Annotated in this window: 10 protein-coding genes; 9 read left to right on the plus strand and 1 reads right to left on the minus strand. The window is 49.9% G+C overall.

What is annotated here, in order from left to right:
- Positions 1-54 precede the first annotated feature (54 nt).
- From ACJJIZ_RS21350 to ACJJIZ_RS21365, 4 genes are all read left to right on the plus strand, one after another.
- Positions 55-2118: a M13 family metallopeptidase gene (locus tag ACJJIZ_RS21350; RefSeq protein ID WP_444914784.1), complete on the plus strand. Its 2064-nt coding sequence runs from the start codon at positions 55-57 to the stop codon at positions 2116-2118.
- Between the two features lie 170 nt (positions 2119-2288).
- Positions 2289-4175 carry an MFS transporter gene (locus ACJJIZ_RS21355; protein WP_444914785.1) on the plus strand — a complete coding sequence of 629 codons (1887 nt, stop codon included), beginning with the start codon at positions 2289-2291 and terminating at the stop codon, positions 4173-4175.
- Positions 4176-4404: 229 nt separating this feature from the next.
- Positions 4405-6246, plus strand: a complete 1842-nt coding sequence (locus ACJJIZ_RS21360; protein WP_444914786.1) for an MFS transporter — start codon at positions 4405-4407, stop codon at positions 6244-6246.
- A 254-nt stretch (positions 6247-6500) separates the two neighbouring features.
- Positions 6501-8387 (plus strand): MFS transporter, encoded by a 1887-nt coding sequence (locus tag ACJJIZ_RS21365; RefSeq protein ID WP_444914787.1) that lies wholly within the window; start codon positions 6501-6503, stop codon positions 8385-8387.
- An 84-nt stretch (positions 8388-8471) separates the two neighbouring features.
- Here ACJJIZ_RS21365 and ACJJIZ_RS21370 read toward each other — a convergent pair whose 3' ends face one another.
- Positions 8472-10403: a cytochrome c/FTR1 family iron permease gene (locus ACJJIZ_RS21370; protein WP_444914788.1), complete on the minus strand. Its 1932-nt coding sequence runs from the start codon at positions 10401-10403 to the stop codon at positions 8472-8474.
- 171 nt (positions 10404-10574) lie between these two features.
- Here ACJJIZ_RS21370 and ACJJIZ_RS21375 point away from each other — a divergent pair, with 171 nt between their 5' ends.
- From ACJJIZ_RS21375 to rimI, 5 genes are all read left to right on the plus strand, one after another.
- Entirely contained in the window at positions 10575-11054 is a 480-nt protein-coding gene (locus ACJJIZ_RS21375) for a glutathione peroxidase (RefSeq protein WP_282934317.1), read from the plus strand.
- Complete coding sequence (locus ACJJIZ_RS21380) at positions 11054-11533, plus strand: MarR family winged helix-turn-helix transcriptional regulator (protein ID WP_444914789.1); 480 nt, start codon at positions 11054-11056, stop codon at positions 11531-11533. The genes ACJJIZ_RS21375 and ACJJIZ_RS21380 overlap by 1 nt, the downstream gene beginning before the upstream one ends.
- A gap of 382 nt (positions 11534-11915) precedes the next feature.
- Positions 11916-13451 carry a 2-isopropylmalate synthase gene (locus ACJJIZ_RS21385; protein WP_444914790.1) on the plus strand — a complete coding sequence of 512 codons (1536 nt, stop codon included), beginning with the start codon at positions 11916-11918 and terminating at the stop codon, positions 13449-13451.
- A complete protein-coding gene (locus ACJJIZ_RS21390; protein WP_444914791.1) occupies positions 13452-14240 on the plus strand; it encodes a uracil-DNA glycosylase family protein in 789 nt (262 codons plus the stop codon).
- Entirely contained in the window at positions 14237-14713 is a 477-nt protein-coding gene (gene rimI, locus ACJJIZ_RS21395) for a ribosomal protein S18-alanine N-acetyltransferase (protein WP_444912094.1), read from the plus strand. The genes ACJJIZ_RS21390 and rimI overlap by 4 nt, the downstream gene beginning before the upstream one ends.
- Positions 14714-14796: the final 83 nt, after the last annotated feature.

Here is a 14796-nt window from a genome sequence, read left to right on the forward strand (position 1 = left end):
AGCTCACCCCCTGCTTTTAGTATGCTCGGCGGATATTCAGCCAAAAGAGCAAAAATGAAAAAGTTACTATTACCACTCGCTATTGCCGGTACCCTGGCGGGAGCCCAGTTCCCTCTGTTTGCTGTCGCTCACGACCACTCCACCGGTAGTAAAGCTATCGCTGAGCAGGTTCAGCTTTCCTCGGGTATCGACCTGGGCGCTATGGATACCAGTGTACGGCCTCAAGACGACTTCTTTGCTTATGTAAACGGCACTTGGCTGAAGAATACTGAAATCCCTGCGGACAAGTCCCGCTGGGGTGGTTTCTCTATTCTGAGAGATCAAAGTACCGAGCAAGTCAAAGCTCTGATTATGGAAGCCAGCCAAGGAGCTAAGAGCGCCGATGCCAAGCAAATCGGAGATCTCTACAACAGCTTTATGGATAAAAAGCTGATCGAGAAAAAAGGGCTCTCAGCTGTTTCCGGCGAACTCGCCAAAGTCGATGCAATTAAGAACCGCAAGGATCTTACCGATTTCTTCGCCTATGCGGATACCGTCGGCTACGATGTACCATTTGGTGGCAGCATCTGGCAGGACCTGAAACAAGTAGAAAACTACATGACCTTCCTGTGGCAGGCAGGCCTAGGACTCCCTGATCGCGACTACTACTTCGAAGACACTGAGAAGAGTAAAAAGCTCCGCGAAGCCTATATAACCTACCTCACTGATCTTCAAGACCTCGCAGGACTTAAAGGGGCTGACGACTTTGCCAACAAGATCTTCAAACTTGAGGAAAGTTTGGCAAATCACCATCGCAGCCGCGTTGATAACCGGGACCCGGAAAAGTACTACAACAAGAAAACTGTTGCTCAACTTAAAGAGCTAATGCCCGTTGTAGATTGGGACAGCTACCTAGCCAAAGCCCAATTGAAGAAGGCGGATAGTTTTATTGTCGGCCAGCCTGAATACCTGGAAGCGGCCAATGAGATTATTGCCAATACTGAGCTGGCAACCTGGAAGCGCTACCTGAAGGTCAAAGTGCTTAATGCAATGGCGCCCTACATGCATGACGAAATCGCACAACTGCGCTTTGACTTCTACGGCACCACTGTTCACGGTATCGAACAGATGGAACCCCGCTGGAAGCGCGGCGTGCAATTTGTCAATGGTTCTGTAGGCGAGCTGGTCGGTAAGCGCTACGTAGAAAAGCACTTCCCGCCCGAAGCCAAAGAGCGAATGGTTGTACTTGTGGACAATCTGAAAGCCGCCTACCGGGAATCCATCGAATCCCTCGAGTGGATGGGCGAAGATACCAAAAAGCAGGCTCTGTTTAAGCTAAGCAATTTTTCCACCAAAATCGGCTACCCAGACAAGTGGCGTGACTACAGTAACTTGACAGTTAAATCCGATGACCTGATTGGCAACGTTCTGGCAGCTAACTTGTTTGAGTCCTCTTACGATCGCAATAAGCTGGGCAAGCCGATTGATCGCGATGAGTGGGGCATGAGCCCACAGACTGTGAATGCTTACTACAACCCAGCCATGAATGAAATCGTATTCCCTGCAGCGATTCTGCAACCACCATTCTTTAATATGAATGCGGATGATGCAGTCAACTACGGCGGTATCGGCGGTGTAATCGGCCACGAGATTGGACACGGGTTCGATGATAAAGGCAGTAAATTTGATGGACGCGGCTATCTCAACAACTGGTGGACCGACTCCGACCGTAACAATTTTGAGCAGCTGACCAGCAAGCTCGTATCCCAGTACAACGCCTACGAGCCGCTTGAGGGTGAACACATCAACGGCGAGCTGACCCTGGGCGAGAATATCGGCGATTTATCAGGCCTGGGAATTGCCTATAAAGCTTATAAAATGTCTCTAGATGGAGAAGAAGCACCTGTTATTGACGGCTTTACCGGCGATCAGAGGGTGTTTATGGGCTGGGCTCAGGTGTGGCGCAGCAAGATGCGCGATAAAGCCCTCAGTGGACGCTTGAAGGTAGATAGTCACTCTCCCGCTGAATATCGTGTGAAAGGCGTGCTACCAAATATCGATGCTTTCTACGAAGCATTCGATATTAAGGAAGGCGACGGTATGTACCTGCCTGAAGAGGAACGGGTAACTGTCTGGTAAACTGGTACCCTCACCTGGCCGCCCACGCGGCCGGGTTTCCCTTCAACCAATTCTACCTCTCCCCCAACAACCCCTAATCTATCGTACCAATTTACCCACTATCACGGGGGATACCTCCCGTCGGCAGTATGACTTACCATTAGCTCACTTAAATAAGAAGAGAGTTGCCAATGGCTAACCAGTCTCAGTTTCATCTTCTCACTAGCCGCCGCTTTTTGCCGTTCTTCAGCACCCAATTCCTGGGCGCCTTCAATGACAATGTTTATAAAAATGCCCTAATTGTCATGATCGCCTTTCGCTTGGTGGAAAGTGAAGCGAACGCACTAATTAACCTGGCTGCTGGTTTGTTTATTCTTCCCTTTTTCTTATTTTCTGCCTCCGCCGGTCAGATCGCAGACAAATACGACAAGGGGAGGTTAATACGCTGGATTAAGCTAGGAGAGATCGCTATCGGTGCACTGGGAGTTTTCGCCCTTTTTAGCGGAAGCAACGCACTCTGTTTAACTGTGCTCTTTCTCCTGGGCATACAGTCCGCCTTTTTTGGCCCGGTGAAGTACGCGATTATCCCTCAACACTTGAAGCGTTCCGAACTGATAGGGGGCAATGCTCTGGTGGAAATGGGGACATTTGTGGCCATTTTAACGGGAACAATTGTCGGTAGCCTACTCGCAGGCCTCACAGGCCATGGGCAACAGGGAATTCTCTACTTAGGCCTCGTAATTATGGGCGCAGCTACCCTGGGATATCTGGCCAGCCGCTCAATTCCCGCAGCGCCAGCCCCCACACCCAATCTCAAAATAAACCCTAACCCCATTACTCAAACCCATAAAATACTCCGTGCCAGCGCGAATACTCCCTCAATTTTCTACTCCATTATTGGAATATCTTGGTTTTGGTTAATGGGGGCGGCCTATCTGACACAAATTCCCAGTTTTACCAAGAATGTCCTAGGTGGCAGTGAATCAGTGGTTACATTACTGCTGTGCAGTTTTACCATTGGTATTGCGATTGGGTCCTTAATCTGCGAGCGCCTCTCCAGTGGATTTATTGAACTTGGCCTGGTGCCTGTTGGTGCTGCTGGACTCACCATAAGTGGTATCGCCCTGGGCATTGTCGGGGGAAACTTTGCAGAACTCCATGAGCCCAGCTTTACCGCATTTCTAAGTACCGATGGTGCATACTCTCTTCTCAGTTGTCTGGTACTACTGGGGATGTTTGGGGGTCTTTACATCGTTCCTCTGTACACCATGATCCAGGATCGATCCGACCCGGCAATTCGTGCACAAATTATCTCCGTAAACAATATTTTGAACGCCCTCTTTATGGTGGCTTCGGCGCTACTTGGAATTCTGTTCCTCAATATGCTGGACGCGACCATACCGCAGTTCTTTCTTGTTATTGCACTTATGAATGCGGCTGTCGCCATTTTTGTGTTCGCCAAAGTGCCAGAATTTGCTATGCGCTTTTTGATCTGGGCCCTTTCCCACACCATGTACCGGGTAAAGCACCAAGGGCTTGAACAGATACCCACAGAGGGACCAGCCCTAATCGCTTGCAATCATGTAAGTTATGTCGACGCACTATTACTCGCCGGCGCTGTCCGCCGTCCTATCCGCTTTATTATGTACAAGCCCATTTATGAAATTCCAATTTTGCACTTCGTCTTCAAAACAGGCAGGGCAATTCCAATTTGCTCCAAGCAGAAAGACCCTGAAGGGTATGAACAGGCTTTTCAAGCCATTGAGGACGGGCTAAAGGATGGAGATCTTCTCTGCATATTCCCCGAAGGTCAGTTGACGAAAGACGGAGAACTACAGCCATTTAAAGCAGGCATAGAAAAAATTCTGGAGAGAACCCCTGTCCCTGTAATCCCTATGGCCCTCCAAGGTCTCTGGGGAAGCTTTTTCAGTCATAAAGGCGGTCATGCCTTCACTACATTGCCCAAGCGTTTTTGGTCGCGGGTGAGCGTCGTTGCCGGCAGGCCTGTCGAAGCAGCCGGTGCCAAGGCAGAGGCTCTATACCGCCAAGTGCTGGGCTTACGCGGAGAGAAACGCTAGCCCTCCTTATTCCCGACCAAATTAAAATATATGCCTGCCTCATTGGCAGGCATGTAGATTACTCACCCCTCTCGCCGCACCCACATTCCACCAGATATCATCCGTATCGCCTATTCTGAGAGCGGGACCCCCAATACCTTGCTGCTGGCAACAACACATATCACCTACCAGTTTCGGGTTGGTGAAAAATTCCTTTACTCCAGAATGGCAAAGGGACGAAGGCCTAACCATGGCTCAAAGCAATCAGTTCAAGCTTCTCGCCAGTCGCCGCTTTATGCCACTGTTTTTGTCCTTACTAAGTAGTGTTTTTAATGACAACTTATTCAAAAACTCACTACTCGTCTTACTCGCATTTCACTTAGCGAAGGCAGAGGCCAATACATTAATCAACCTTGCCAGCAGCCTGTATGTCGTTCCTTACTTCCTTTTTTCGCTAGCTGCGGGGCAGTTGGCAGATAAATATGAAAAAGGACGTGTGATAAGAATTATTAAAGCTGCAGAAATTCTCATCAGTTTGCTCGGCGCTATTGCCCTACTTACTAATGATCGAGTATTAAGTTTCATTGTGCTGATACTTTATGCCACTCACACAGCTTTCTTTAGCCCCGTCAGGTATGCCATTTTACCGCAACACCTTAAACCGTCCGAACTACTCGGGGGCAATGGCCTGGCCCAAGTCGCGTCCTTTGCTGGACTATTAGTTGGAACTATTGTCGGAACTTTACTCGCCGGCGATGTAGGCCAGGGAAAATCCGGGCTGCTTTACTTGAGTTTGGTGATGGTAGTTGTCGCTGTACTCAGCTATCTAATTAGTAGGGAAATTCCCTTCGCCGCCCCTTCAGACCCCGACCTGAATGTAGATTGGAACCCCCTAACTCAAACACTGAAAATCATGCGAGAGGTGGTTAAGACTCCAACTATATTTTACGCCATTATCGCCAATTCCTGGTTCTGGCTGTTTAGCACAGCATGTCTGACCCAGGTTCCCAGCTTTGTTAGGAATGTGTTGGGCGCCAGCGAACCTATCATCACCGTGCTTCTCTGTTGCCTGACGGTTGGTGTTGCCATAGGCTCACTAATGTGTGAAAGCCTGTCTCGTGGACGTGCCGAACTGGGCTTAGTAACAGTCGGGGGGCTGGGTATGACAATAGCTGCACTTTGGCTGGGAGTCCTATCTGGAAATTATCAAATGCTATCCAACGCGTCCCTCGTCCAGTTTTTACAGAGCGACGGAGGTTTTACTATCCTATTTATCACGAGTTTCATCGGCGTCGCTGGCGGAATATTTATAGTGCCGTTATACACAATCATCCAGGTCAGAACAGCAGAAAAAATTCGCGCACAAGTTATTTCTGTGAATAATGTATTCAATGCCGTATTTGTTGTTATTATCTCTTTTGCCATCATTGGACTTTTGGGTCCTGTTGGCATCGCGATTCCTCAGATATTCACTCTGCTGGCCGCACTAAATTTGGTAATGTTGATATTCTTACTTTTTCAAATGCCAGAGATGTTGTTCGATACTTTGGCGTGGCTAACCTACCATCTACCCAGGCGCACTCAATATCACAACTTGAAAAATCTTCCCGCCACAGGCCCCATCCTTATCTTAACGACTTACTCAAATGCTTTCACCCCGCTTATTATAAGCAGCTTAACCACAAGAAAAATCCGCTTTATCCCCAGCAACGCCCTAAACAAAAATCAATCAATTAAAAAAATTCTGAGTAAGAGCAACCGACTCTACGAACCCCATAAAGATGATACCCTAGAAAACAATTTAACATTGAACAAATATTTTACTCACTTAGAGCACAATGGGGATTTAATATGCTTCTTAATTGAAAAAGAATCTTCAACTAGTGCTATGAAGGAAATAAACCTGGTCAAGGAATCACTAAAAAACAATCCCATCTCCATAATACCAATTTTCATCAGAGGTGCTTTTGGCAGCAAACAAAGATTAAAAGCAGAAGTCAGAGTTGGAAAGTCAATATCAGCAAGCGACATAACCCCTCAATCGCTTCAAGCACTATTAAATCATCTGCAATTGACAAAAGACGATCATTAAACTAATAACGAATAGGGTGCCGCTACTTATAACAAATTAGATATATATTTACGTAATTTATAACCAAACACAAACAGACATCTCCGATAAACCAGCACCATCTGCTAGGATTGAATATAGAACTCATTAATTTGTTTGCATTCATTAAAAAACAGAAGCTTTTGTTGCAGTCTCGGTGCGCCATTTGAAAACGGTACCCTGTATAAAAAACACTCTTTCAGAATGATCATCCATCATATAAGTGGCAACTGTTCATGACTCAGAACAGTCAATTTAAACTGCTTACCAAACGTCGCTTTCTCCCGCTGTTTATCACTCACGTATTTGAAATGCTGGATGATAAATTCTATAAAAATGCCCTCATCGTTTTATTGGTCTATCAACTAGCCGCTACAGAAGCAAACACTCTAGTCAATATCGCTTCAAGCCTATACATATTTCCTTTTTTTTTGCTCTCCGCATCTGCGGGCCAAATAGCAGATAAATATGATAAAGGCTCCATAATACGTATCCTAAAGGTCTGTGAAATTATTTTCGCCATTATCGGTGTCACTGCGCTATTTACCAAAAACTATACTTTGGGGTTAGCGGCCATTCTTCTATATGGTATTCACGCCACATTCTATAGCGCAACAAAATACGCCTTACTTCCCCAGCATTTACATCGTGACGAGCTACTCAGTGGCAATGCTTTAGTCCAAATGGGTTCCTTTAGCGGGACACTAATAGGAACTATTATTGGAATCCTCCTGATTGGAATGACTGGCCCAGGCCAATATGGCCTATATTATATAGCGCTCGCATTAATTGGTTTTGCCTTTCTAGGATTACTAGCAAGCTTTGCTATTCCTCCTGCGCCACCACCAACACCAGGCCTGAAGGTTAATTGGAATCCAATATCTCACACTCTAAAAGTTTTGCATCTAACCACACAAACACCTGCCGTTTTTTACTCCATATTAGCCGTCGCTTGGTTTTGGATGCTAACCACCGCCTACCTGGCCCAGGTCCCTAGCTTTACTAAAAATATCCTCAAGGGTGATGAGCAAGTTATTACCCTATTACTTTGCAGCCTGACGGTTGGTACAGCAGCGGGTTCCCTGCTATGCAGCAGCTTATCTAAGGGGCGTATTGAACTAGGCATTGTTCCTATAGGTGCCATCGGAGTAACAGCCTCAGGCTTAGCTCTTGGATATCTTGCAGCTAATTTTGATGCCACTGCCAATGCTACAGTCCATCAGTTTATTCTCAATACCAATTCCTACCCTATTTTGATCGCTATCGCATTATTCGGAATTTTTGGGGGCATTTTTTCAGTCCCTCTATACGCCGTAATCCAAGACCGAGCCACGGAAACCATCCGAGGGCAGGTAATTTCAATTAGCAACGTTGTCAACGCATTCTTTATGGCAGTTGCCGCCCTCTTCGACATTTTCATTCTCGACTTTATTCATATCGGAATTCCTGAATTTTTCGTAATAGTCGCACTAATGAATATTGTTATTGTGACAATCATTTTTTCACGAGAACCCGAACTTGCAACGCGAATGTTGCTATGGGTTCCCACCCATACCCTTTGCCACATCAGTTTGGATGGCCTGGATAAAATTCCCACTAAAGGGCCGGCATTAATCATCAGTAATCATGTTAGCTATTTAGATCCTCTACTGCTCGCCGATGCCGTACAGCGCCCCATTCGCTTCATCACTCATCAGTCGATCTACCAAATGCCAATGCTCCACTTTCTATTTCGCACTAATGCTGCCATTCCCATTCCCCTTAAAGGTGATGATCCAAAAAGTCGAGAAACTGCCCTACAGGCCATAGAGGACGGGCTGAAAAAAGGAGAAATAATGTGTATCTTCCCCGAAGGCAAAATCACACTCGACGGCAACCTTCAACCCTTTTTAAAAGACGTCGAGGAAATTCTTGAGCGAACTACAGTTCCGGTCATTCCAATAGCTCTTCAAGGACTTTGGGGAAGTATTTTCAGCCCACAGGACACGAGGCTTCCCAAAAAACAAAAGCGTCGATTTTTCCCCAAGGTCAATATCATCGCAGGAGAACCGATCGACGGCAGCAATGCAAAAAGAGAAAACTTGAGAAGAAAGATTGCAGAACTCAGAGGCGACCAATTGTAAGAGCACAACAGCCCAAACAATAATGTGATGGGAGCCAGAAGAAGAAATAGGGTACCCACAGAGTTGCGGGTACCCGAAGGCCATTTAGGCCGCTTTAGCGGAACTGGAATCTGAGCGGCTGCCTTTCAGTAGCAACCACAGAGCGACAACCAGTATTGCCCCCTGAATACCAACACCTTGCCAAGTCGGGTAGATACCCAACCAGTCAAAGCTGAGATTTACCGGCAGCGGGGAAATCGCAATCCACGCCGCTTCTTGCAGTGCCGCGACTGCCTTGCCCGCAAGAACAAATGACAACGCCAACAGTAAATAGGTCGTCATGGAGAAGAACTTGCCTATAGGCAAGCGAGCAGAGAAGCGCACAAAGGCAATGCCCAACACAACCAGCAATATCGCACCGGCAGCGAGGCCACCCCATAGGGCGCTGTACTGACTGGAAGCTGTTTGCACCAATAGGGCCTGGTAGAACAGGATGGTTTCAAAAATTTCGCGGTACACAGCGACAAATGCGAGACCGGCAATGCCCCACAGGGCGCCAGCGCTAAGGCTGCGGTTAATGCTGTTCTGGATATATTGCTGCCACTGATCCGCCTGGGTCTTACTGTGCATCCAGAAACCCACATAGAAGAGCACAACTGCGGCCAGAAGCGCTGCGACCCCTTCCATAACTTCCCGGCTGGCGCCACTGATGGAAACCAAACTCTGTGCGGCAACCCAAGTAACAACACCTGCGACCGCGGCGCTGATCCAACCGAAGTGAACAAATTTCAACGCATCGCGACGACCGGTTTTTACCAGAATCGTTGTCAGTGCAATCACTACCAGTAGCGCCTCGAGACCTTCGCGCAGAAGAATCACCAAGCTGGCAATAAATAGTGCACCCGCAGAGAGAGTTGTCTCCTGCATTAAAGATTCGGCGCGCCCCAGTTGCTCAAGAATTACCTGTACCTGAGCCCTGACTTGCTCGGGATTACTATCGGCATTCAGCTGACTGCGCAGCCCGAGCAGCTCCCGTTCAGTGGCTTTACGCAGATCGGCGTCGAGGGAATCCAGAGAGCTCTCCGCCATCTCAAAACCGTCCAGGTAGGCACTAATAGCCAGGGTGCGAGCGTGATCGTAGTTACCTTCCTGGTAGGCCACCAGGGACTTTTCCAGTTGCGCACGGGCTATCTCAATCGGCTGGGTACCGAGGCTCTCCTCACCAGCAAAGAAGGGTGTGGGGTCGGCACGCAGGGAAGTAACTGCCGCGCCGGACAGTTCCGGGCGATCACTCTGCAGCACATTGGGGCTGTACATCACGATATCCTGCAAGCTCGGCTCAACGCCTTCGCCCTCCCCCACTTCACCTTGGAAAGCCAGGCCGCCAACATAAAATGCCAGGGACCAGCGCTGCTGCTCATTCAGGTTTTTGAAGGCGGTCATTGCAGTGCCATCGATACCGTTACTGATAGCATCGTAAAGGCCCAGCAGGGAGCGATTCTCAGCGCGCTCCAACTCGTAGAAGTTTGTAGGCGCCGGCTCCAACTGTGCCGCTAAGGGGCCATCCCCTTTACCCTCGATACCATGGCAGGTAATACACTGCGCCTGGTAGATAGCGCGACTCTCATCCACATTCAGCAATGCAGTGGGCAAAGATAGCGCGGGGGCGATAGACAGTAGCCCCTGACGCAACTTGGCGGTATGTGCCTGCACTTCCTGCACACTGGCCTTGCGAAGAATCGCCGCTTGCAGCGCATCCGCCTCGGTGCGGATCATCGCCGCTTCGGGCGACTCTTGCAGTTGTGCGCCGCGATCGATCAGTACCGAGGCGAACTCCTGCATCTCTGCAAACTCATCGTCACTAATGATCTCCCCATCTGCCACCGCTTCCGGATAATCCACACCGATGTACTCTGCCATCTGCATCAGCTGGCGCAATTCCTGCTCTGATAGACCGGAGGCCTGGGCTTGGACGGGTAGAACCGTAATGGCCAGTAGCGCCACTAGCAGGCGGGCCAAGTGTAAGGTGAGGCGCATGGAGAATCCTTTACTGTTATTGCAAAAGGGTTTTATCAATCTGGCGCATAATATAATTGGTAATCATTCTCACAATAAAGCCTGCAAAAGGGCTACTCCCAAATAAAGCGGTTGCAAAAAAGGTTGTGCACAACTAAATTTAGCAAAATACAAACCGTCGAGGCTCTCCCAATGACCGATCTCTACTCAATTCCCGTGCAAACCGCTGATGGGCAAAAGACCACTCTTGCCGATTACAAAGACAAGGTGGTGCTAGTTGTTAACACGGCCAGTAAGTGTGGCTTCACCAAGCAATACGCGGGCCTGGAGGATTTATATAAAAAATACAAAGACCGTGGATTTACCGTCCTGGGCTTTCCCTGCAATCAATTTGGCAAGCAGGAACCCGGTAGCGATGAGGAAATTCAGGAATTTTGTGAACTGAACTTCGGAGTCAGCTTCCCCGTCTACGCCAAGCTGGACGTCAATGGCGATGAAGCTCACCCGCTCTTTGTGGAGCTCAAGAAACGTGCGCCGGGCCTATTGGGAACCGAGGGCATTAAGTGGAATTTCACTAAGTTCTTGATCGGTAAGAATGGCGAGAATGTTAAACGCTACGCGCCAAAGGATGCACCGGCATCCCTGGAGACAGAAATCGAGCGTATGCTCTGATGGTTGTCTGTGATGACGATTCCGGCGAGCTGGCACTGAACCGCCAGCTATGTTTTGCCCTCTACGCCGCATCCCGAGCCATGACCCGCGCCTACCAGCCGATGCTAAAGGAATTGGGGATCACCTATCCGCAATATTTGGTTTTAATGGTTCTGTGGGAGTGGGCCAACACCGAGGCGCCATCGGAAGAAGAGCAGAGCGTCAGTGCACTGGGGCAGAGGCTGATGCTGGATTCCGGCACCTTGACCCCGCTGCTTAAGCGGATGGAGCAAAACGGCCTGGTCAAGCGCCGCCGCAGCAATCAGGATGAACGGATAACCCTGATCACTCTGACAGAGGAAGGCCTTGCCCTTAAACCAAGAGCCAGAGAGTGGGTGACAGCACAGCTGGACAACAGCCGTATCAGCCGCAGCGAGGTAGAGCAACTACACGGAGACTTGTGGCAGTTTCTGCATAAATTGACCGATACCACCCTTTAATAGCGGCCCCCATTGAAACCCTCAGTGGGGCAGCCCTTCAAAAACAGGATGTAAAAACTAAAAAATAGCCAGCAGCGAAAACAATATAACAAAACAAGAAAATAATACGCCAATATTAGGATATACATTGACCTCTCAATTGATTCCGCTTCATAATGCCCTGAATCCGACCTAATGCGGAAACTGTTGTATATGAAGACTCCATTTATCACTCAGCGCCAGTCTTTTCTTGCCCTAGCTTTCTCGCTACGACTGCCCCTGCGCGGCATATAATTTTTCTCTCCCCCACCCCCAACAGAATTCCAAACTTTATTTGAGCGATGCATAGACAGCGGCAAGGCCCCCTGTTTAGCCTCAAAGCAAATAAGGAGAACAAACGAAAATGAGCACAAAAAAAGATAAGTTAGTCATTTTTGATACCACTCTGCGCGATGGCGAGCAGAGTCCTGGCGCCTCTATGACGAGAGAGGAAAAAATTCGCATCGCCCGCATGCTCGAGAGAATGCGTGTCGATATCATTGAGGCTGGATTCGCGATAGCCAGTCCCGGGGACTTCGAGTCGGTCAAGGCCGTCGCTGAAGCCGTTACCGAATCACGGGTTTGCAGCCTGGCCCGAGCGGTCAATGCCGATATCGTGCGCGCTGGCGAAGCCCTGAAGAATGCCAACGCCTCCCGTATCCACACATTTATTGCCACTTCTCCAATCCATATGAAATACAAGCTGCAAATGGAACCGGAAGCGGTGTTGCAGCAGGCAGTGAAAGCGGTTCAAACAGCGCGCAACTTTACCGACGATGTGGAATTCTCCCTCGAGGATGGCAGCCGCTCCGAGCCGGAATTTATGTATCGCATCATCGAAGCGGTTATCGCGGCAGGGGCCGGCACTATCAATATTCCCGACACCGTTGGTTACGGGGAACCGGAAGAGTATGGGGCTATGTTCCGCCGTGTTATCGAAAACGTTCCCAACTCCGACAAAGCCATCTTTTCGACCCACTGTCACAACGACCTGGGCCTCGCCGTTGCCAACTCCCTGTCAGCCGTGATGAACGGTGTGCGCCAAGTGGAATGCACCATCAATGGCTTGGGAGAGCGCGCCGGTAATGCCTCCCTGGAAGAAATCGTTATGGCAGTACAAACCCGCCAGGATCTCTACCCGGTAGAAACAGGGCTGGATACCAGCCACATCGTGCCCACTTCGAGAATGGTGTCGTCGATTACCGGCTTCCCGGTACAGCCCAACAAGGCCATTGTCGGCGCTAATGCATTTGCCCATGAGTCCGGTATTCACCAGGACGGTGTTCTGAAACACCGCGAGACCTACGAAATCATGCGCGCTGAAGATGTAGGCTGGGGTCAAAACCGTCTGGTTCTCGGTAAACACTCCGGCCGGGCTGCCGTCCGCGCCCGTTACGAAGAGCTGGGGGTAGATTTCGCCGATACCGAAGAATTCCAGCAGGTATTTGCCCGCTTTAAAGACCTCGCCGATAAGAAGCATGAGATCTTTGACGAAGATTTGCACTCTCTGGTGAGCGGAGGCGAGTCACCGGTAGAGCGATTCCAACTGAGTGACCTGGATGTGCGCACCAAAATCGGCTCAGCCCCCCAGGCCTTTGTCAGCCTCACCATTGACGGAGAGCCCCGACAGACTGAAGCCAGCGGAGGCGGCCCCGTAGATGCCACCTTCAAAGCTATTGAACAGCTGGTAAACAGCGGCGCCGACTTAAAACTTTATTCTGTAAATGCGGTCACTCAGGGAACAGACTCCCAAGGGTCCGTTACAGTGCGCCTGGAAAAAGACGGCCGCCTGGTCAACGGCGTTGGCGCAGATACAGATATCCTGATTGCCTCAGCACAAGCCTACATGGATGCGTTAAACTTGCTCGCCAGCAGTGAGAGTAAGAAACAGGGCGTATAAGTGAACGAGCTTCAGCGAGCGGAATATTTATCAGTACTTGGGGTTCCAAGCTATGTGCCCCGATTCGTATTGCCGCTCGCACCCGATCCTCGCCAAGCCGAACTGCCTCCCGCCGAAGAAGCTGCTGGGACTCAGCAGCCTCCGGTTGCAAGTGGAATAGCTCAAAACCCACTGCCCCACTCAGCAGATCAGATAATCACCCAGCCGGTGCAAAGTCCGGAGCGCAACGCCCGTGTGCTAGATGAAATAAGCGCTCTCACCGGCCAGACAAAACGCCCACAAGAGACGGTGGCAGTGACACCAGCTCCTGTTGCCCCCCCCCAGCACAGTGTTAAACCTTTTGTTTTGAACTGCTGGCGTATTGGGGAGGAACTCCTGGCCGTGGACAGCCACGAGCCCGGTGCAGCGCTTCCCCTGGAAGCCCTGTTCAACAATATTCTCCGCGCTTTGCACTGGCACCAGCTCCCCCGGCAACAGGAGCGCCTGCAATGGCCTTTAACAGAAAATCGCTTTGGTCCAGCCGAAGACGCCTCACAGGCTCTCGATACATTCTCCAGCTGGTTGGAGGCCTCTTATTCTCGTATGCCGGTTAAATCCATCTGGCTGATGGGCAGTGAAGCTCAAGACTTTTGCACTCCAATCCCTTTGGAAAGCCAGGTTGTCGAATGGCAGAAGGCCCGCTTAATTAGTATGCCCAGCCTCTCGCAACTACTGCGAGCCCCCGAACTAAAACGCCCCCTGTGGAATCTGTTGCGCACTAGTTACCCGACTGAAACCCGCGCAGAATGACCCATTTAAATTACACTGAGCTACAGTTGCGCTCCGCCCTTGCCGACGACTGTGCATCTCTGGCCCAGCTGGCAAAAAGTGCCCACAGTCATCCGTGGAGTGAAGCCCAATACCAGCAGAGTCTCAGCGCCGGCCACTACTGCTGGGTCCTGATCCAAGGCGATGACATTATCGCCTGTTGCGTGATCAGTAGCCTATTTGACCAGGCAGAAATCCTGGACATTGCTGTATCGCCAGCGCGACGCCGACAGGGCCTCGCTGAGGCACTGCTGAACAGCGTGAAAACGGAATTACCCTGCGAAGTTGAGCGAATTTTGCTCGAGGTGCGGGTATCCAATCTCGCTGCGCGCTCCCTCTATCGCAAACTGGGTTTCTCTGAAGACGGGATACGCAAAAATTATTACCCCGCGCAAAACGGCATGCGCGAGGACGCCGTACTCATGAGTCTCGCTCTGAATGACACTCAGTCGTAGAATGAGCCTCTCATTCGGAATTCCCGCCTTACCGACAAGGCCTTGAACGGCAGGCAACCACTCCTGCTCTGTAACACTATTCC

Source organism: Microbulbifer maximicatervae (SeqCode) (genome assembly GCF_052467225.1).